The organism is Corynebacterium sp. (assembly GCF_052107835.1).
GTDB lineage: Bacteria > Actinomycetota > Actinomycetes > Mycobacteriales > Mycobacteriaceae > Corynebacterium.
Genome location: NZ_JBQEDF010000011.1, coordinates 27,861 through 47,120 on the forward strand (window position 1 = coordinate 27,861; position 19,260 = coordinate 47,120).

At 68.7% G+C, this 19,260-nt stretch carries 15 protein-coding genes; 8 read left to right on the forward strand and 7 right to left on the reverse strand.

Annotated features, from left to right (window positions below; all coding sequences use genetic code 11):
- Window positions 1-209 precede the first annotated feature (209 nt).
- The 3 genes from ACTIL2_RS04525 to ACTIL2_RS04535 are packed head-to-tail and all read right to left on the reverse strand — an operon-like array spanning window position 210 to window position 6,950.
- On the reverse strand, window positions 210-3,686 hold the full coding sequence (locus ACTIL2_RS04525) for a murein biosynthesis integral membrane protein MurJ (protein ID WP_442336269.1): 3,477 nt from the start codon (window positions 3,684-3,686) through the stop codon (window positions 210-212).
- A complete protein-coding gene (locus ACTIL2_RS04530) occupies window positions 3,679-6,153 on the reverse strand; it encodes a hypothetical protein (protein WP_442336270.1) in 2,475 nt (824 codons plus the stop codon). Before ACTIL2_RS04530 ends, ACTIL2_RS04525 begins: the two co-directional genes overlap by 8 nt.
- Before the next feature lie 5 nt (window positions 6,154-6,158).
- Window positions 6,159-6,950: an NUDIX hydrolase gene (locus ACTIL2_RS04535; RefSeq protein WP_442336308.1), complete on the reverse strand. Its 792-nt coding sequence runs from the start codon at window positions 6,948-6,950 to the stop codon at window positions 6,159-6,161.
- Between ACTIL2_RS04535 and ACTIL2_RS04540 the strand changes: the two genes are divergently transcribed.
- The 5 genes from ACTIL2_RS04540 (at window position 6,881) to ACTIL2_RS04560 (ending at window position 10,423) form a co-directional block, all read left to right on the forward strand.
- Window positions 6,881-8,329 (forward strand): CCA tRNA nucleotidyltransferase, encoded by a 1,449-nt coding sequence (locus tag ACTIL2_RS04540; protein ID WP_442336309.1) that lies wholly within the window; start codon window positions 6,881-6,883, stop codon window positions 8,327-8,329. The genes ACTIL2_RS04535 and ACTIL2_RS04540 overlap by 70 nt on opposite strands.
- On the forward strand, window positions 8,326-9,015 hold the full coding sequence (locus tag ACTIL2_RS04545) for an AzlC family ABC transporter permease (RefSeq protein ID WP_442336271.1): 690 nt from the start codon (window positions 8,326-8,328) through the stop codon (window positions 9,013-9,015). Before ACTIL2_RS04540 ends, ACTIL2_RS04545 begins: the two co-directional genes overlap by 4 nt.
- Complete coding sequence (locus ACTIL2_RS04550) at window positions 9,008-9,355, forward strand: branched-chain amino acid transporter permease (protein WP_442336272.1); 348 nt, start codon at window positions 9,008-9,010, stop codon at window positions 9,353-9,355. Before ACTIL2_RS04545 ends, ACTIL2_RS04550 begins: the two co-directional genes overlap by 8 nt.
- A gap of 118 nt (window positions 9,356-9,473) precedes the next feature.
- Window positions 9,474-9,836 (forward strand): hypothetical protein, encoded by a 363-nt coding sequence (locus ACTIL2_RS04555; protein ID WP_442336273.1) that lies wholly within the window; start codon window positions 9,474-9,476, stop codon window positions 9,834-9,836.
- Between the two features lie 122 nt (window positions 9,837-9,958).
- Window positions 9,959-10,423, forward strand: a complete 465-nt coding sequence (locus tag ACTIL2_RS04560; protein WP_442336274.1) for a DoxX family protein — start codon at window positions 9,959-9,961, stop codon at window positions 10,421-10,423.
- On the opposite strand, the gene ACTIL2_RS04565 is transcribed toward ACTIL2_RS04560, so the two are convergent.
- A complete protein-coding gene (locus ACTIL2_RS04565; RefSeq protein ID WP_442336275.1) occupies window positions 10,424-11,422 on the reverse strand; it encodes an iron-siderophore ABC transporter substrate-binding protein in 999 nt (332 codons plus the stop codon).
- Window positions 11,423-11,493: 71 nt separating this feature from the next.
- Between ACTIL2_RS04565 and ACTIL2_RS04570 the strand changes: the two genes are divergently transcribed.
- The gene (locus ACTIL2_RS04570) at window positions 11,494-12,057 is read left to right on the forward strand and encodes an NUDIX hydrolase (protein WP_442336276.1); all 564 of its coding nucleotides are present in this window, start codon (window positions 11,494-11,496) and stop codon (window positions 12,055-12,057) included.
- Between the two features lie 13 nt (window positions 12,058-12,070).
- Window positions 12,071-13,537 (forward strand): RNA-binding domain-containing protein, encoded by a 1,467-nt coding sequence (locus ACTIL2_RS04575; protein ID WP_442336277.1) that lies wholly within the window; start codon window positions 12,071-12,073, stop codon window positions 13,535-13,537.
- A gap of 232 nt (window positions 13,538-13,769) precedes the next feature.
- Here ACTIL2_RS04575 and ACTIL2_RS04580 read toward each other — a convergent pair whose 3' ends face one another.
- Genes ACTIL2_RS04580 through ACTIL2_RS04590 form a run of 3 tightly spaced genes read right to left on the reverse strand, consistent with a single transcriptional unit; the run spans window position 13,770 to window position 16,296 of the window.
- A complete protein-coding gene (locus ACTIL2_RS04580; RefSeq protein WP_442336278.1) occupies window positions 13,770-14,759 on the reverse strand; it encodes a bile acid:sodium symporter family protein in 990 nt (329 codons plus the stop codon).
- An 11-nt stretch (window positions 14,760-14,770) separates the two neighbouring features.
- A complete protein-coding gene (locus ACTIL2_RS04585; RefSeq protein ID WP_442336279.1) occupies window positions 14,771-15,703 on the reverse strand; it encodes a ribokinase in 933 nt (310 codons plus the stop codon).
- 59 nt (window positions 15,704-15,762) lie between these two features.
- Window positions 15,763-16,296, reverse strand: coding sequence for an SdpI family protein (locus ACTIL2_RS04590; RefSeq protein WP_442336280.1), 534 nt, complete (start codon window positions 16,294-16,296; stop codon window positions 15,763-15,765).
- Window positions 16,297-16,324: 28 nt separating this feature from the next.
- On the opposite strand from ACTIL2_RS04590, the gene leuS reads away from it, so the two are divergent.
- The gene (gene leuS, locus ACTIL2_RS04595; RefSeq protein ID WP_442336281.1) at window positions 16,325-19,177 is read left to right on the forward strand and encodes a leucine--tRNA ligase; all 2,853 of its coding nucleotides are present in this window, start codon (window positions 16,325-16,327) and stop codon (window positions 19,175-19,177) included.
- Window positions 19,178-19,260 lie beyond the last annotated feature (83 nt).

Consider the following 19,260-nt stretch of genomic DNA (forward strand, 5'->3'; position numbering starts at 1 on the left):
AGCATTTTCGCCGAAACTGCCTTGATGTACCTGTGGGGGTGTGGATAAGTTGTCCACACCCCCAGGTACCTGTTCACTAACGTGCTGTCAGCAACCCCGGGGGTCGGTCGAACCATCCCATGGGGTTGCTGACGCAAAGTGAGCGACCAACCATGTGCAGGCAGCCGGAATGCCCCGCACCGTCGCCCGGGATGGGGAGCACCCCGGCCCTACTCCTCAGGCACCCCGTGGACCGTGGCCTCGCCGACCGTCGCAGCTTCCGGCATCGGCAGCTCCGTGATCCACAGCAGCACCCGGTCGCCGACAACGGCGTCCTCGGGCACACCCTCCTCGAAGACGCCGTCCTCGCCCGGATCCAGGTCCGAGCGCAGCGACAGCGTGCCGTCGTCGTCCGACGCCGTCTCCGCGGCGACCACCGGAGCCTGGTCCAGGGACTCGAGATCCCCACCACGCGGCGCGAGGCGCAGTTCCACCCGGGTACCCGGGGTCATGCCCTCCAGGTTCACCGAGGTCACCGCTGTCGGGGACGGCAGCTGCAGCAGCAGCCCGAGCCCCGGCTTCAGCGATTCCGGACCGTCACCCAGCTGGGCGAAGTACTGGGCCGAGGCCCACTCGGTCTCCGGATCACCGTCGGTGACCAGCGGCGCCTCCTCCGGGTTGTCCAGCGTGCCCGTTCCCTCCTCGCCGGGGGCCCACTCGGCCGACCAGTTCGCCGGGATGACCTCGGGCTCGGCGGCCTGCGGTTCGGCGGACGAGGTCTGGCCGCCGCGGATGGAGTCCGGGGTGACCGGCGAATCCTGCCGGTCACTGCCGAAGTACGCCACAGCCACCAGGATCAGGGCGACCACCAGGAAGATCCCGCCGATCGTCACGCCGGCGGACAGCGCGGTGCGTCCCGGCTTCTCCTGCGCGGCACCGAAACCGGGTTTCGTCTCGGGGTTCGGTGCGATGTCCGCGCTGGTCACCATGTGCGAGTCCGGCTCACCCGTTGTCACCGCCCGCAGGCGCGAGGCCAGCTGGTGCCCGTCGACGTCGTCGACCTGGCGGGCTTCGTCGAGGACCCCACGCAGGTCGGCGGGAACATCTGAGGATGGCACCGTCGACAGGAGGAGGTCCAGGGACACACCGATGGCGTGGATGTCCTGGCGGGTGGAACTGCCCGGCAGCACACCCGGGAACGCCAGGACCGCCCGGCCGTCCGAGCTGATCCGCAGCCGATTGCGGTGGTCGATGCCCAACGAGCCGCCGATCTCCGCGGCGGCACCGGCGGCGTCCGCCAGGTCGGACATCGCGAAACCGGCAGCCATCGGATCCGGTCCCGACTCGGCCACGCGGGTCAGCGGTGCACCGTCGGTCCAGTCCGCAACCACGACCACCAGGGTGCGGGCATTGCAGATCTCCCGGACACGGGCGACACCCGGCGACGTGATTTTCGCCAGGGTCGCGCTGCGGTCGAGCAGCTCGGACGACCGGCATCCGGCGGCCTGCGGATCCAGGATCGTCAACGCCACCAGGTCGCCGGACTCGTTGTCGCGGGCCTGCCACAGGCGTGCCGCCGGGGAACCGCCGTGGTCCGACAGCAGCCGGAAGCGTCCCTGCAGGATCGGAGCACCCGGGACCAGGCGGGGTCCGCGCACCCGTCCGGCGGACAGCGGGGGCATCGCGGTGCCCGTGACGTCCTGTCCGGTGAAGCCGGCCATGCCGGTCAGCGGCATCTCGGTGATGCGTGCGGTGGGACCCTCCTGCCCGGACGAGTCGACCGCACCGCGGAAGAGGCGTCCGATGAGCGGGAGGCGGGCGAACATGGCGCCGACCATCCGCACCTCGGGCAGCTTCGTGAAGGACAGCAGGACCATGACGATCGCCAGGAAGAGGATACCGGCGATGATCAGGCGAATGATGAAGCCGGGGCGCCAGTCGTCCGGGATCAGGAAGTTGTCGACCAGGGCGTCCAGCCGCCACACGATCAGTGCGGAGACCGCCGAAGCGCCCAACGCCCACAGGGACGTGGTCAGCACACTCTTCATGCCCAGATGCCCCAGGGATCGTTTCAGCAGGCGGTGGCCGATGATCGCTCCGGCGACGAAGCCCATGCCGTTCGCCGCACCCAGCAGCACGACCACGTAGCGGGGTTCACTGGCCACCAGTGGTGCGGCGTAGGCCAACGCCACCTTCGTGACCGTGATCCCGCCGATGATGAAGGTGGGCGTCCACACCTCCTCGCGGGCGTAGAACACGCGCAGGTGGAGCAGCACCAGGGCATAGGGGATCAGTGTGAACGCCGAGAAGCTGATCGTCAGGCCCAGGATGTCCGTGTTGTCCAGGGTGAATTCACCGTAGGCGAACAGCGCCGGGGCGATCAGCGAGCCGAAGGCGGTGAAGAAGGCGATGACCGGCACCAGGGACAGCATCGTCAGCTTCGAGGCCATGGTCAGGTCCTTGACCACGGCCTTGTCGTCGCCGTCGGCGGCATTGCGCGACAGGCGCGGCATCACCGCGGTCAGCAGGGTCACGCCGATGACACCGTAGGGCACCTGCAGCAGCTGCCAGGCCTGCATGTAGATCGTCGGTCCGGTCTCGGTCCCGGAGGCGATGCGGTTGTTCAGGAGCCAGCCGACCTGCGAGATCGCCACGTAGACGACGATCGCCAGTGCCATGCCGCCGAACTGTTTGAGCCGGGCGTCCAGGCCCCACAGCGGCCGGATGTCCACCCCGGCCTTGCGCAGGAACGGCACCATGATCGCAGCCTGCACAACAACACCGAGGGTGGTGCCGAGACCCAGCAGCATGATGTGCGGGTCGGTGATCGTCACGGTGTCGTTCACGCCGAGTTTCGTGTGGCTCGGCAGCAACCAGTAGAGGCCGAGCACCGCCAGGGTCACGCAGTTGTTGATCACCGGTGCCCACGCGCCGGGCTTGAAGAAACCCTTGGTGTTCAGCACAGCCATCATCACCGCGAACATCGCGTAGAACACGATCTGCGGCAGCACCAGGTAGGCGAAGGCCGTGGACATTCCGATGTTGACGCTGCCGTCGGAGTCCAGCGACATCCGGGTCAGCAGTGGCGCGGCGAAGACTGCGATGACCGTCACCGTCATCATCAGGGTGAAAGTGATGGTCAACAGGCGTCTGATGAACGCCGCGCCGCGGTCGGGGTCCTCCTTCTCCGCGCGGACCAGCAGTGGGACCACAAGACTGGTGAGCACCGCGCCGAGCACGAGCTCGGTGACGAGGTTCGGCAGGGTGTTGGCCGTGTTGAACGCTGAGGCAACCCCTCCGCCGAGGGCCGAACTGATGAACACCGTGCGCAGGAAGCCGGTGATGCGGCTCAGCAGAGTCGCGATGGCCATCGTGCCGGTGGCGCTCACCACGTCCTGGTCGGACGCCGTGGTCGCGCCGCCGGGCGCGTTGCCCTCGGACGTGTCGGACGCGCCGTCCGACCCGACCGCACCGGACGCCTCGGCGTGGGCCTTCTCGAGCCGCGGGTCTGTCGCGGCCCGCTCGGCCGGCGACATGTCCAGGTGCGAGTGGTCCGCGCCGGAGGCACCTGGGCCCGCGGCACCGGACTCACCGGTCCGGCCCGACGACTTCGGCGACGGCACCTTCGCGGGCGGTGTCGAGGCGTGGAAACGGCCGCGTTCACCCGTCTGACCGGATTCTCCGGAAGTATCTTGAGATTCAGTCACTGTTCCATCTTCGTGCACTGTCAGGCTCCTGTGCCAACTGGCGGCGACGTTTCGTCACCCTGGAGACCGCGAAAAGGCCGAAGACGACGGCCACTCCGACCACCACGGCCAGCGCGCCGATCCCCGGACCGGATGCCAGCCTCACTGTCACCGGCTCGGAAATTCGCAGTTCATCAGGGGTATTGAGCGTCATGGTCAGATCGGTGTCCCCGACCGATGACGGAATGTCCGTGGTCATCTGCAGGGTCACACTGCCCTGCGCGGGAATCTGCTCCGTCCCGGGCGTGTTGAGGACCACCCCCTCCTCTGCCTCGTACCCCACGCGCACCCGCACGGGCAGCGGGAGCCCGTTGCGGGCGACCACGATCAGTGGCGAGGAGTCGCTGGCGCGGGTGAACACGTTGCCCGGTGGCAGCAGCGACACCGACGACCGCAGGCTGTCCGTCAGTCCGCCGACCCGGTCCCTGCGGTCGGTGGCACCGCGGGTCGTGTCCACGGTGTCGGCCTGGCTGCGACGACGGTTGTCCGAGAGTGCGCGCAGCAGGTCATCGAACATCGGTCGGGTGAAGATCTGGCTGGTCAGGGCGACATCGCTGTCGTCCACCATGATGCGGGCGAAGCGGTGCAGGTCGGTGGTCTCCTGGCGGGTGGAGTCAATGTCGGTGGACTCCACCGGGGCAGGGTCGTTCGTCGGCGGTAGCGTTGTGCCGTCGACGGCAACCCCGCGCAACGCCGAACCGAAGCCCACCGGGCGCGCCGACCCGTCCGCCAGATGGCCGGCGGCGGCGCGCAGCCAGGTGGCCGCGTCATCGCCGGACACGGTCCACTCGCCCGGGGGGACGGCCAGGACGTTCGCGCCGGGGGTCGTCGAGCCCGCGCCGCGCAACTCCAGGTCGAGGACGCCCACCGCGGCCGCCATCCGTGACGCGGGGGAATCGTCGTCGAGGTTGCGGCGGGTGCCCGGATCGCCGTAGGCCGAGGTCGTGGGGTGGTCGCCCGTGGCAGCCAGGGCCGTTCCCAGTGCCTCGGGGTAGCGCAGTGCCCGGGTGCCGCCGGACAGGGTCGTGACCCCCGCGGTGCGGGCGGCGTCCTGCGGCTCCTGCACGTCCGGCGCATTCTGCACGGTGTTGTCGGCGACGAGCGCGGACAACGGGGTCTCCCGGTCGGCGCCACCGAGACGGTCCACGGCGTGCTCGTCGAGGTAGCCCGATCCCGGCACGATCACCCCGGTGGCGGCGTCGGTGTCCAGGACGTCCTCGATCACGCCCGCGCCACGGGTGGACAGGTCGTCCAGCCACGGATCCTCGACGGCGGCGACGGCGTTGGGGTCCGACCCGGAGAACGGCAGCGGGACGGTGCACTGCCCGTCGACGATGTCGCGCAGTTCGTCCAGCCAGGACGCGGCGTCGTCCGCGCCGGTGCCCCCGCTGGACGGAGTCTCGTTGCGGTCCCCTGACCAGCGGTCGCGCAGCCGGACGGGTTCCTCCACCGGGCTCGGTGCGGTGTCGGCGACCCGGTATCCGCCGGACATGCGGTCCACGGTCTCGAGCAGGTCGGGGTCGACGGCGATGCAGGTCGCCTGTTGCAGTTCATCGCCGCCGGGGCCGCTGAGGGCGTCCCGGTAGCTGCTGAGCAGCGTCCGGAGCCGGCCTTCGGGGGCCAGCTCACCGGCCAGGGAGTCGTCGGAGAGGTACAGTTCGCTCGGCTCGGGGGCGTCGCCGACCTGCCCGGGGGTCACCGTCGACTGTGACGACAGGGGCCAGAGCACGGTCAGGCCGGACGGGCGCGCCGGGTCATCGGTGCCCGTGGCCGGGTCCCCCGTGTTGCCTGTGTCCTCAGTGTCTTCTGTCTCCTCTGTGTCCTCCGGGTCGCGGACCGTCACGGTACTGCGCGCGGCGGCCACGAAGGACGTCCCCTCCTCGCCGTGGTCGGCGTTGAGGTTGAGCAGGAGCGGGTAGACCCCCGGGCCGTCCAGCGCCATGCCGGCCAGGCTGCCCGACCGGCCGTCCACCGGAACGGTCAGCCGGAACTGGCGCTGCTCCCCCGGATCGAGCGACCCGTCCAGGTCCTGGAACTCCCCCGCCCACGGGTACTCACCCTGGTTCGACATCAGTGACGCCGCCACCGACCCCGAACTGTCCAGCGCCCCCTGGTGCTGGGTGCGCAACTGCAGGCCACTGACCGTGCGGTCCGAGTCATTGGACACCCGTAGCCTCAGGTCAATGGCGCCGTCCGGTGTGACCACCTCCGGCTGCTGACTGAGGATCTCCAGGGACACGTCATTGTCCGGGTCCGCCGAACGGGCCTCCGGGTTGACCCACGGGTCCTGCTGCTCCCCCGGCACCGGCTCGATCCAGTCCCCGTCCGTGGCGTCCTGCGCCGAGACGACCGGGGCCACCGCCAGTCCCAGTGCGACGACCGCGGCGTAGACGACCGGGGTCAGTACCCTCCGTGCCCTGAAAACCATGGACCCTACCGCGGGGTGCGCCGACCCGCCTTCGCCTCCGCGCGGGCGAGGTCGGGCAGCCGGTCGTGGGCCTGGCGGGCCAGCTTGCGCTCATCGGCGTAGGCGAGGCGTTCGACGAGGTTGCTCACCGGCAGCCACGCGACCTCGGTGACCTCCGGGTCCTCGTCGTTGAGGTCGCCGTCGACGTAGCGCAGCAGGTGGTGGTGCACCGTCTTGTGGATGCGGCGGCCCTCGGAGACGAACCAGTAGTCGATGGTGCCCAGGTCACTGACCACTTCGCCGCTGACACCGGTTTCCTCCCACACTTCGCGCTCGGCGGTGGTGTGGTGTGACTCGTCCGGCTCGATGTGGCCCTTCGGGATCGACCACAGCAGCCGGCCGCGCCGGTCCAGGCGTCCGATGAGGGCGACGTACATGCGCGACAGGTCCACCGACCCGTCCCCCCGCACCGACTCCGCCAGTCCGGAGAGGACGAGCCCGCCCGCACTGGTCTCCACCGAGGTGGGCAGTTCACTGTGGTCACGCTGGTGCACCGGGCGCGCCGGGGACCGGCGGGGGTCCTGCCGGGACGCTCCCCGGGAGGTTTCCGCAGTCGTGCGGCGGCGCCGTTGGTTCATTGGGACAAGAGTAGTGCCTGTAGACCCGTTTGTGGGAACCAAACCCGGTTCCCCCGGGCACGCGCTGTAGTATCCGGGGGGTGACACGCACGACTGGGACCGCCGCACAGATGCTGGCCACCGCATGGGCCGCGGTGAAGGACGACGACAGGACGGACAGGACGCTCCGATCCCTGGCAGGCGCCTTCGACGCGCGCGGACACCGGCTCTTCCTGGTGGGCGGCTCCGTGCGGGACGCGCTGCTCGGACGCCTGTCCCACGACCTCGACTTCACGACGGACGCCCGCCCGTGGGTGGTGACCGAGATCCTCGATGAGGTCGCCGAGACCGTCTGGGACACCGGCATCGACTTCGGGACGGTGTCCGCGATGGTCTCGGGTGCGATGGTGGAGATCACCACGTTCCGGGCCGACACCTACGACGGGGCGTCCCGCAATCCCTCGGTGACCTACGGCGACACCCTGGAGGGCGACCTGGTGCGCCGCGACTTCCGGTGCAATGCGCTGGCCCTGGAGCTGTCGCCGGGAGGTGGGCACGAGCTGCGCGACCCGCTGGACGGGCTGTCCGACATCGTCAACGGGGTGCTGGACACCCCCGCCGCACCCGAGCAGTCCTTCCACGATGATCCGCTGCGCATGCTGCGGGCCTGCCGGTTCGCCTCCCAGCTGGAGTTCTCGGTGGAGGCCCGGGTGCGGGACGCGATGACGGACATGGCCACGCAGATCTCCCGGATCACCGTGGAGCGTGTGGCCGCCGAACTGAACAAGCTGATGCTCGGCACCGCGCCATGGACCGGCCTGGACCTGATGGTGGAGACCGGTCTGGCGGATCTGGTGCTGCCCGAGTTGCCCGCGCTGAAGCTCACGCAGGACGAGCACCGCCAGCACAAGGACGTCTACGCCCACTCGCTGCAGGTGCTGCGCAATGCGACGGGGATCGAGGATGCGCTGCTGGATGACGACGCCACCGACGACGACCGGCTCGTGCTGCGCTGGGCGGCGCTTCTGCACGATATCGGCAAGCCGGACACCAGGGACTTCACCGAATCCGGGGCCGTGACCTTCCACCACCACGAGGTGGTGGGGGCGCGGATGGCCCGGCGGCGGCTGAAGACACTGAAGTTCCCGAAGCGCCAGATCCAGGACATCGGCCAGCTGGTGTTCCTCCACATGCGCTTCCACGGCTACGGCGAAGGTGCGTGGACGGATTCGGCGGTGCGGCGGTACGTGGCCGACGCCGGCGCGCTGCTGCCGCAGCTGCAGGTCATCGTGCGTGCCGACTGCACCACGCGGAACAGGCGCAAGGCCGCACGGTTGCAGCACGCGGTCGAGGACCTGGACACCCGGATCGTGGAGCTCAAGGAGCAGGAGGACCTGGACGCGGTGCGTCCCGACCTCGACGGCAACGAGATCATGTCCGTGCTGGGGGTGAGCCCCGGCCCGGCCGTGGGGAAGGCCTGGGCGTTCCTGAAGGAACTGCGCCTGGACCGCGGACCCATCTCGCACGACGATGCCGTGGCCGAACTGAAGGCCTGGTGGGAGCGGCAGGACACGCAGTGAATGCCCCCGCTGAGATCCGTAGGGGCATCAGCGATTCCTGGACGGTGGCCCTCGGGCTGGTTCCGTTGGGCCTCGCGTTCGGGCTGCTGGTGACGCAGGCGGGCTTCGCCTGGTGGTGGGCCCCGGTGTTCAGTGTTGTGGTCTACGCCGGATCCATGGAGTTCCTGGCGATCTCCCTGGTCACGGCGGGTGTGGCGCCCTTGTCCGCCGCCCTGTACGGCTTCCTGGTGAATTTCCGCCACGTGTTCTACGGGCTGAGTTACCCGGTGTCGGCGGTGCACTCGCCGGTGGCGAAGGCCTACGGGGTGTACTCGCTGACCGATGAGACCTACGCGATCCTGTCGGCCCGCAGGAATGTGGGGTGGACGCAGCCCCGGGTCATGGCGGTGCAGGTGTTCTGCCAGCTGTCGTGGGTGGTTCCGGGGATCGTTGGTGCGGTCGCCGGCTCGGCGTTGCCGGCGGACCTGGTGGGGCTGGATTTCGCACTGACCGCGCTGTTCGTGGTGCTGGCCATCGAGGCCCTGGACGTCAGCCGTGACGTGTGGCTGCCTCTGGTGGCGCTGGCCGCGGGCGGCGCAGCCTACCTGGTCAGCCCGAACGAGATGCTGCTGATCGGGCTGTCGGCCTACTTCCTCTACCTGGTCGGCCGGTTCTACTGGGAGAAGCGGGGTGGTCACCGTGGGTGACGCAGGCCTGCCCGGGGGCGTGGACCTCGCGAACACCCTGCTGGTGCTGGGTGGCATCGGCGTGGTGACCGTCCTGCTGCGTGCCCTCCCCTTCGCCGCGCTGAAGTTCTTCCGGGAGTCCGCCCTGGTGGCGTGGCTGGGCATCGCGATGCCGGGCGGCGTGATGATGGTGCTGGTGCTGTACACGCTGGTCGGCGCCTCGGAGAACCCGGGCGGGATCGGCGCGGCGTTGATCGCGGTGGTGTTCACGGTGGCGATCCACCTGTGGCGGCGCTCGGCGACGTTGTCGATCCTGCTGGGGACCGTGGTCTACATGCTGCTGGTGAACCTGGTGTTCTAGGCGTCAGTCCCTGCTGCCTCCCCGCTTCCCCCTGAAATTAGGCAACGCTGGCCATGTACTGGAGCGCGCGTTACACTCATGCGGTTCTTACCTCCCGTGATGAAAGAGACGCCCGACCATGAGTAATGCCCCTGCCGCCGGTACCCCTGACGCGCCCGCCACTGCCACCACAACCGAGGATACGTCCGCGGAGGGCCGCCGCGGTGGCCTGATTCTGCTGGCGACCGGTGCTGTCCTGACCGTTGTCGGTGCCATCGTCGCCCTCGTGGCCGGTGCGGACGCGACCGTCGCGATCCGCCGTTCCTCGGAAATGAACGTGTGGATGATCCTCCTCCCCGGGGTAGTGGGGCTGCTTCTCGGTGCCTACGGCTACACGGTGCGCAAGGCCTACGAGACGAAGGGTGCGTCGAAGAGCTTCATCATCGTCGCGGTCCTGGTCGGTCTGCTGTTCCTCCGCATGGCCTACAGCGCCTTCGCCTGAGGCTTCCCGCCCCGGGAATTCCGGCGGCGCACCATGGGCAGATACATTGTGTACAATTAGATGGTGCACAAGCTATATGGGTCGTGCAATCGACGTAGTCTCCTACAGAATGGGTGAGTGACATGGCGGAACGCGAAGCAGACACGGTGGCGCAGGACCAGCGGAAGGGGTCCACGGATCGGAAGGCGGGGCCGGCGCGGAACCTGGCCAAGCTCGCCATCGGGACCATCCTCACCGGTGCCGGAATCACCCACCTCACCGTCGCACGGGAGGAGTTTCAGGCGCAGGTGCCCAACTGGTTCCCGGCCAAGCCGGACACGGTTGTTCTGGGATCCGGGGTCGCGGAGATCGCCCTCGGGCTATCCCACCTGGCTTTCTGGCGTCAACCTGCACGGGGACGGGTCGGCGCGGTCGGCGCAGCCTTCTTCACCATCATCTTCCCGGGGAACATCTCCCAGTACACCGAACACAAGGACGGCTTCGGGCTCGACACGGACCGGCGCCGGTTCGTCCGCCTGCTGTTCCAGCCACTCCTCGTGGCCGCAGCACTCGCGGGTGGGAACCGGCGCCGGGGACTGGCCCGCTAGTTAGCTCGCCTCGGCAGCCTCGGCCAGCTGCGGTTCGAGCTCGTCGATCGCGGCGAGCATCGCGTCCGGCGTCCCCAGGGAGAAAGCACTGGTCAGCTCCTCGTCCACGACGATGCCGCGACCGTCCTCCACCGCTCCGATGCGGTTCCAGGCGCGCGCGGACTCGAACTCCTCGTTGGAGAGGCCGATCGGGAAGCCGAGAACAACGTCCGAGTCCGTGACGTCGATGTTCTCCTCGGAGAGCTCCACGTAGAAGTTGCCGTCATCCAGCTCGGCGACCTCTTGATTCTCCTTGAACCCCAGCGCCAGGATCAGGTCCATCCGGGCGTCACCGGCGGGGTAGGCGCCCCAGCCCTCACCGTACTGGGTCACCACGGACGCGGTCTTGTCCGCCCAGTCCGGGTGGGCCTCCTTCACCTCGTCGATACGGCCGTTCACCTCCGAAACCAGGCTGTCGCCCTCCTCGGGGACGCCGAGTGCCTCGGAAATCATCTCGACCTGTGTGTCCCAGGTGGTGGTGAAGCTGTCGGCCCCCTCGGGAACGGACACCGTGGGTGCGATGTCGGAGAGTTGATCGTAGGTCTCCTCCTCACCGTCGGAGCGTACGTTCAGGATCAGGTCGGGGTCGAGCGCGGCGATCTTCTCGTACTCGACGTCCTCGGTGGCGAGGATCTCGGGGGCCTCGTCGTAGGTGTCATCGTTCCACGGGCTCACCCCGTCACCGCCGAAGCCGAGCCAGTCGCTGGCCCCGACGGGCTGAACGCCGAGGTCCAGGGCGATTTCGGCGTCGCCCCAGCCGAGTGCCACGACACGCTGGGGAGCCTCCTCGATGGTCTCCTCACCGAACTTGGTCTCGACCGTCGCGGGGAACGTCCCGTCGGCGGCGTTGGCGCCGGAGTCGCCACCGTCCCCGTCATCGTCGGAGGAGCAGGCGGACAGGGCAATACCGGTGGCCAGCGCTGCGGCGGCGGCGGTGACGCGCATCAGGGTGGTTTTCATGAAGGTAAGCCTACAGTGGGCAGCACGGCCGCGACAGCGTTGGAACGAAACCCGGATTACACTCGTGCCCCATGGGAACCCCACCGTTCATCACCGAACTGCGCGAGAAGATCGGGCACGACCCACTGTGGCTGCCCGGCGTCACCGCCGTGGTCGTCCGGGACGTCCCGCAGGACGCCCCGGTTTTCGCGACGCCGGACGTCCTGCTGGTCAAACGCGCGGACGACGGACGTTGGACGCCGGTCTGCGGCATCATCGAGCCCGGCGAGGAGGTCCCGACCGCCGCGGCCCGCGAGGTCGAGGAGGAGACCGGCCTCACCGTCGAGGTCGATGCGCTGATCGGCACCGGCGCCGTCGGACCGGTGACCTACCCCAACGGTGACACATGCAGCTTCATGGACACCACGGTGCGCTGCGTCCTGACCGGGGGCGGCGAGCAGGAACCCCGGGTCAACGACGAGGAATCCACCGAGGTCGGCTGGTTCCCACTCGCTCAGCTCCCGCAGATGGATCCGCGTTTCCGGCTGGTCATCGCCGACAGCGTGGCCCAGTTGAAGCATCCGTCGGGCTTCCGTCCCCGGCTGGGGTACGTGAAACGGTCACGCCCGGTACCCGGCGACATCCGGGGAGTATAGGGACAACCGAACAGTGGACCGGCAGCGCGCACTCCCCCGGGACGTCGCCGAGGCACTCGACCGCATCCTCGACGGCGCGGTCGCCGATGACCTGGAGTCGGCGGTTCTCGACTTCAAGGAGGACCCGGTCCACACCCCGACCAGGAACCCGGACGCCAAGGCCAGGAACATGCTGGTCAAGACGTCGTGCTGCTTCGCCAACGGCTCGTCCGGACGCGGTTTCATCGTCTTCGGCATCGCCGACCGTACCCCCGGACCGGACGCCTTCAACGGGACCGAGCGCGACCCGGTGGAGATCGAGCACCTCATCTTCACCGCCACGCGTCCCCACCTCACCGTCGACGCCTGGGCCGCGTATGCCCACGGTGCCCGCATCGTGGTGATCCGGGTTCCCGCAGGTCTGGCGGTACATACCGGGGTCGATGACGTGGTCCGGCACCGGGTGGGGGACGCGTGCCTGCCTCTGGCGGGCCCGGGACTCACCGCGCTCGAGAAGGCCAGACGGGACCCGGACTACACGGCCGGGGCGTCCCCGGTACCCGTGGCGTCCTACGACCCCGAGGCGGTGGCGCGCGGCCGTGACCTCCTGGATGCGGCCCGGCGCAACGGGACGCTGCCGGTGCGCTCCCCCGAAACCGGGGAACTGCTGGAGGAACTCGACCTGCTGACCGACGACGGTGAGCCGATGATCGCGGCGGAACTGCTGTTCCACCGGGCGCCGGACGCGCCCGTACTGGCGCGTCACCTCTACCGGGCGGAGGAGACCGACAGCGCGAACCCACCGACCTCCACCGAGCTCAATGAACCCCTGGTTCTGGCGACCGGTGCTCTCCATGACCTGGTCAGGGCGCATTCCGATTCGGCGACCCCTGCTGCGGCGGAGGACGAGGCGATCACGAATGCGCTCGTCCACCGGGACTGGTCGCGTCCTGAGCCGGTGGTGGTGTACCAGGGCCCGCAGATGATGAGGGTCAGTTCCCCCGGCGGGCTGCCGGGTGGGCGCACCGCCGAGCGGCTGCTGTCCGGGCCATCGCAGCCGCGGAACCCGGCACTGCTGAACGCGATGCAGCTGCTGGGGTTGGACAGCTGGTCATCGAGGGGTTTCGACCGGATGTGGCTGGCAATGCTGTCGGCCGGCTTCGAGCCCCCGGTGGTGAACACCGACATGACCTCCGTGGACGTGACGCTGTTCGACGGCCCCCCGGACATGGAGTTCGTGGAGCTGCTCACGGCGGTGCGCGCGGAATACGGGCGCGGGGTGACCCGGGACGCGGCGACGCTGGTGGTGTTGCGTCATCTGATGGCCAGCGGGGCGGTGGACCTGGAGATGGCGGCGCTGCTGCAGCAGGCGGCGGAACCGGACGCGCGGTCGCTGATGACATGGCTCGCGCAACGTGGGGTACTGCAGCGCACCGCGCGGCGGCGGGACGAGTGGCGCTTCTCCGACCGGGTGTCGGCGCTGGTGCCCGGGGTGGAATAGGTGTGGAGTAGGTCCGGGGGCTCCGGTGCCCAGCGCTGCGGTCCTGCGCGAGCCGGATTATCACACTGTCAGCGATTTTCATTAGGCTTCCTCAACGCTCTGACCTGCACATCTCACTATGTGGAAATCGATCAGGGTGTGAAAATCGGGGAGAGGACGGACGGTGGGGTAGTGGGACGACCGGTCAGTGAGCCGGGCGGGCCGGACGTCCCGGCCCCGAACCCGCAGCCACCTACCAGGTGTTCTCCGGCTCCAGCCGGGCGTACTTCGCCGCCCGCGCCGAGCAGATCATCAGCTGGACCTGGTGGAAGATCATCAGCGGTACGATCACCAGTCCCGCTCCCCCGGTGAACAGCACCGCCGCGATCGGCAGGCCGGAGGCCAGCGACTTCTTCGTCCCACAGAACTGGATCGCCACCTGGTCCTTGAAGTCGAACCCCAGACGCCGGCCGACGAAGGACGTCAGCCACAGCATCAGGTACACCAGCGCGATCGACCCGAGCACGATCCCCACGATCGCCACCCACGACACCGAACTCCACACCCCCATCACGATTCCCTCGGAGAACGCCACGTACACCACCAGCCCAATCGAGAGCTTGTCCACGTAGCCGGTCGGCTTCGCCCCGGCCACCTTCTTCACACCGGGCACATTGCGCAGCACCTGGCCCACGATGAACGGAGCCAGCAGCTGCAGCGCAATGTTGACGAAGACGGATGTGTCCACGTGCATGCCACCGTCGGTGCCGGTCATCAGCAGCAGGACCAGCAACGGGGTCGCGAACACGCCGATCAGGTTCGACGCGGACGCGCTGACGATCGCGCCGGGGATGTTGCCCTTCGCGATCGAGGTGAACGCCACCGAGGACTGCACCGTGGACGGCACCAGGCAGAGGAACAGAATCCCCTGGTAGAGGTCCTCACCGATGAGGGATTGGAGCGGCATGAGCGCCAGCCCGATCAGCGGGAACACCACGAAGGTGAACCCCAGGATCAGTAGGTGCAGCCTCCAGTGCTTCAGCCCGTTCAGTGCCTCGCGGGTGGACAGCCGCGCCCCGTAGAGGAAGAACAGCAGGCCGATGGCGATCTTCACGACCCAGTCCATCACATTGGCGAAGCCGTCCCGCGCGGGGAACACCAGGGCGAGGACGACACCCAGGACAATCAGGATGATCAGGAGATCCGGCCGGTATCCCAGGATGCGGTTGATGAAGTTCCTCATGGTGAGACAGTCTAGCGGTCGGTCACAGAGGTCAACCCACGCACCTCATCGCGTCCCGCGTAGGACGCCGCCGCCCCGCGGGAACGCACCGCCAGACTCCCGGCGGCCGTCGCCACCTGTACCGCTCCGGGCAGCGGCGAACCTTCGGCAAGCGCGGCGGCCAGGGTCCCGCAGAAGGCGTCGCCGGCGCCAGTGGTGTCCTCGACCCGGTCAGCGGTGATGGCCGGCACCATGGTCCGCTCCCCCGCCTCGATGAGCAGCGCACCCTGGGAACCCAGTGTGACCAGGCCGGACGTCGCCAGACCGCGCTCCACCGCAGAAGCGAAGGCGTCCAACAGCTCGTCCAGCAGGGCGTCCCGCGGCAGCCCGAGGACATCCGCCGCCTCGGTTTCATTCACCACCAGCGGATCAGCGGCGGCGAGCAGGTCAGCGTCCCGCGTGGTCACCGGAGCGAGATTCAGGACGAAGCGGGCGCCGAGCCGCTCGGCCAGCGCAGGCAGAGCGGCGGAGTGCTCCGGTGTCAGCTCCCCCTGGGCCAGCAGTACTGCCGCTGAGCCGTCCAGGTCAGCGGGGTCGGTCACCTCGTTCGCCCCGGAGGTGACCACGATGATGTTCTCCCCGTCCGGATCGTTCATGATGAACGCCTGGCCGGTCGGTGCGTCCTGCGCGCGTCCGACCGCGGAGACGTCCACGCCGTAGGACGTGAGCTCCTCGAGCGCGGAGGCCCCGTCGGCGTCCTCCCCCACCGTCGCGTGGAACAGGACGCCACCGTCCGCGTACCGGGCCGCCGCCACCGCCTGGTTGGCACCCTTGCCGCCCAGGGCCTTGCCGGTGGGAGCGGCGATCGTGGTCTCCCCCGCCGCCGGGAACCTGTTGACGCGGACGAACGTGTCGATGTTCACGGTGCCGCAGACGATGACGGCCCTGTCAGGCGCAGTGTTCATGGGCACCGATCCTACCGGTCGTCAGCGCTTCATCACCGTGGACCTGCAGGCCACGGAGCCTACGAGTCGTCGCGGGCGGCCATGGCGCGCCGGGCGGCATCCAGGTCCAGCTGCACCTGAGGGACACCGCTGTCGTGGCCGCCGCAGTCGCCGCCGCACCCGCAGGAGTCCCCGGAGGTCTCGCCCGTATCCGATGCTGCGTCCTGTCCCCCACTCGAGCAGCACCCCGCCGCCGCGCGGGTCTCCTCCGCCTGCTGCGCCTTCACGTGGTCGATCTTCGCCAGTGTCTGGGCCGCCAGCGCGGCACCCATCCCGATCAGGAACAGGGCGCCGACGAACAGCAGCGCGGTGATCAGCCACATCCAGCCGCCCTGCACGCTCACCACGCCACCGGCGATCAGGGCGATGCCGGCCCCGGTCCAGGTCGGCCCCGCAATCCGGTGCCCGGTGTCCCACATTTCACGGTTCTTGCGGGCCTCGGGGATGCGCAGGCCCACCCATTTGTTGCCCGGCAGTTTCGCGGACAGGGCGAGCACACCCGTGACCAGTACGGCAACACCGAGGACACACAGCAGGACAGACAGGACGATCATGATCACCAGTCTATTACAATGACTGTCCATGACTAATTCTCGGACGAATTCCAGCGAGTCCACGTCGTACCGCTACACCCCGGAACTCGCCGGCGATATCGAACGTCGCTGGCAGGGGCACTGGCGGGACAACGGGACCTTCAATGCGCCGAACCCCGTCGGCGACCTCGCTGAGTCCGGGACCGACCTGCCCGAGGACAAGCTCTTCGTCCAGGACATGTTCCCCTACCCCTCCGGCGCCGGACTGCACGTCGGGCACCCGCTGGGCTACATCGCCACGGACGTCTACGCCCGTTTCAACCGCATGCTGGGACGCAACGTGCTGCACACCCTGGGCTACGACGCCTTCGGCCTGCCCGCCGAGCAGTACGCCGTGCAGACCGGCACGCATCCGCGCACCACCACCCAGGCCAACATCGACAACATGGAGCGTCAGCTGGGGCGTCTCGGCCTGGGCCACGACCGCCGTCGCGTGATCGCCACCACCGACACGGGGTTCTACCGTTGGACGCAGTGGATCTTCCTGCAGATCTTCAACTCCTGGTTCGACCCGGAGCAGCAGAAGGCCCGTCCCATCGCCGAACTGGAGGCCACATTCGCCGCCGAGGGTGTCGACGGGCGCGACTGGGCGTCCCTGACCCCGGCCGAGCAGCAGGCCGAGCTGGACGAGCACCGCCTGGTGTACCGCTCCAACTCCACGGTGAACTGGTGTCCCGGGCTGGGCACCGTGCTGGCCAACGAGGAGGTCACCGCCGAAGGACGCTCCGACCGCGGCAACTACCCCGTCTTCCGCAAGCGGCTGTCGCAGTGGATGATGCGCATCACCGCCTACTCCGACCGCCTGATCGACGATCTGGATGACCTGGACTGGCCCGACAAGGTCAAGTCCATGCAGCGCAACTGGATCGGACGCTCCCGCGGCGCCGAGGTCGACTTCAGCTCGGCCGCCGGGCCGATCCGCGTGTTCACCACCCGGCCGGACACCCTGTTCGGGGCGTCCTACATGGTCCTGGCACCGGAGCATGACCTGGTCGATGAGCTGGTCGCGGCGTCGGACGGGGCGTCCTACCCCGACGGCACCGACGAGCGTTGGACGTACGGGGCGTCCTCCCCCGCGGACGCCGTGGTGTCCTACCGCCGCGCCATCGCCGCGAAGTCCGACCTGGAACGCCAGGAGAACAAGGAGAAGACCGGCGTCTTCACCGGCGCGTACGCCACCAACCCGGTCAACGGCGAGCAGGTCCCGGTCTTCATCGCCGACTACGTGCTGACCGGCTACGGCACCGGCGCGATCATGGCCGTGCCCGCCCACGACGAACGCGACCACGAGTTCGCGCAGGCGTTCGGCCTGCCGATCCGTGAGGTCGTGTCCGGCGGCGAGGACGTTCAGGACGCCGCCTACAGCGGTGACGGTGTGCTGGTGAACTCCGCGAATGCGCAGGGCCTGGACATCAACGGGAGGAACAAGGCCGAGGCCATCGAGGCGACCATCGCATGGCTGGCGGAGAAGGGACTCGGCGCCGAGAAGATCCAGTACAAGCTGCGCGACTGGCTGTTCGCCCGGCAGCGCTACTGGGGCGAGCCCTTCCCCATCGTCTACAGCGAGGACGGCGTGGCGCACGCGCTGCCCGACTCGATGCTGCCCGTCGAACTGCCCGAGGTCGAGAACTACCAGCCCGTCAGCTTCGACCCGGACGACTCCGACTCCGAGCCGCAGCCGCCGCTGGCCAAGGCGAAGGAATGGGTGGAGGTCACCCTGGACCTGGGCGACGGTGAACAGACCTACTACCGCGACACGAACGTCATGCCGCAGTGGGCCGGTTCCTCCTGGTACCAGCTGCGCTACATCGACCCGACGAACTCCGACGCACTCGTGGACATCGAGAACGAGCGCTACTGGACCGGCCCCCGCGAAGGCACGCCGTCCGGCGGTGTCGACCTGTACGTCGGCGGTGTGGAGCACGCCGTGCTGCACCTGCTGTACAGCCGTTTCTGGCACAAGGTGCTCTTCGACCTGGGGCACGTGACGTCCTACGAGCCCTACCACCGCCTCTACAACCAGGGCTACATCCAGGCCTACGCCTACACCGACGCCCGCGGCGTGTACGTGCCCGCCGACGAGGTCGAGGAGAAGGACGGCACGTTCTACTTCAACGGCGAGGAGGTCACCCAGGAGTACGGCAAGATGGGCAAGTCCCTGAAGAACGCCGTCTCCCCCGACGAGATCTTCGAGAACTACGGGGCCGACACCCTGCGCGTCTACGAGATGTCGATGGGGCCGCTGGATACCTCCCGGCCGTGGGCCACGAAGGACGTTGTCGGTGCCCAGCGCTTCCTGCAGCGTGCCTGGCGCCTCGCCGTCAACGAGGAGACCGGGGACGCTGCCGTGTCCGACGCGGCGCTGACCGACGACGACCAGCGCGCCCTGCACCGGACCGTCGCCGGGGTCCACGACGACTTCGCCAACCTGCGCGACAACACCGCCGTGGCGAAGCTCATCGAGTACGTGAACCACCTGACCAAGACCTATGCGGGCAGCGCAGCCCCGCGTGGTGCTGTTGAGCCGCTGGTGCTGATGCTCGCGCCGGTCGCCCCGCACATCGCCGAGGAGATGTGGTCCCTGCTGGGGCACTCCGGTTCGCTCTCCCACGAGGACTTCCCGACCTGGTCGGAGGAGTGGCTGGTCGACGACACCATTGAGTTGCCGGTGCAGGTCATGGGCAAGGTGCGTGGCCGGGTGAGTGTCGCGGCGGATGCACCGCGCTCGGACATTGAGGATGCTGCGCTCGCTGAGCCCAATGTCGCCTCGCATGTGGAGGGCAAGACTGTCGCCAAGATCATCGTGGTGCCGGGCAAGATGGTGAACATCGTCGCGAAGTAGCGGTGGTGTGGCGGCCGCTGCCTGGGTGAGGTGACCTGCTCGGGCCTGCGGTCGCTGTGGCGTTCTGCGCCGAACTACCGTGA

What these genes read in the sequence shown, in the direction of transcription:
- ACTIL2_RS04580 (WP_442336278.1), bottom strand. Translation starts at nt 14,759, where the DNA reads ATGAGGAACTTCATCAACCGCATCCTGGGATACCGGCCGGATCTCCTG.
- ACTIL2_RS04530 (WP_442336270.1), bottom strand. Translation starts at nt 6,153, where the DNA reads ATGGTTTTCAGGGCACGGAGGGTACTGACCCCGGTCGTCTACGCCGCG.
- leuS (WP_442336281.1), top strand. Translation starts at nt 16,325, where the DNA reads ATGACTAATTCTCGGACGAATTCCAGCGAGTCCACGTCGTACCGCTAC.
- ACTIL2_RS04540 (WP_442336309.1), top strand. Translation starts at nt 6,881, where the DNA reads ATGCTGGCCACCGCATGGGCCGCGGTGAAGGACGACGACAGGACGGAC.
- ACTIL2_RS04570 (WP_442336276.1), top strand. Translation starts at nt 11,494, where the DNA reads ATGGGAACCCCACCGTTCATCACCGAACTGCGCGAGAAGATCGGGCAC.
- ACTIL2_RS04590 (WP_442336280.1), bottom strand. Translation starts at nt 16,296, where the DNA reads ATGATCGTCCTGTCTGTCCTGCTGTGTGTCCTCGGTGTTGCCGTACTG.
- ACTIL2_RS04560 (WP_442336274.1), top strand. Translation starts at nt 9,959, where the DNA reads ATGGCGGAACGCGAAGCAGACACGGTGGCGCAGGACCAGCGGAAGGGG.
- ACTIL2_RS04565 (WP_442336275.1), bottom strand. Translation starts at nt 11,422, where the DNA reads ATGAAAACCACCCTGATGCGCGTCACCGCCGCCGCCGCAGCGCTGGCC.
- ACTIL2_RS04585 (WP_442336279.1), bottom strand. Translation starts at nt 15,703, where the DNA reads ATGAACACTGCGCCTGACAGGGCCGTCATCGTCTGCGGCACCGTGAAC.
- ACTIL2_RS04555 (WP_442336273.1), top strand. Translation starts at nt 9,474, where the DNA reads ATGAGTAATGCCCCTGCCGCCGGTACCCCTGACGCGCCCGCCACTGCC.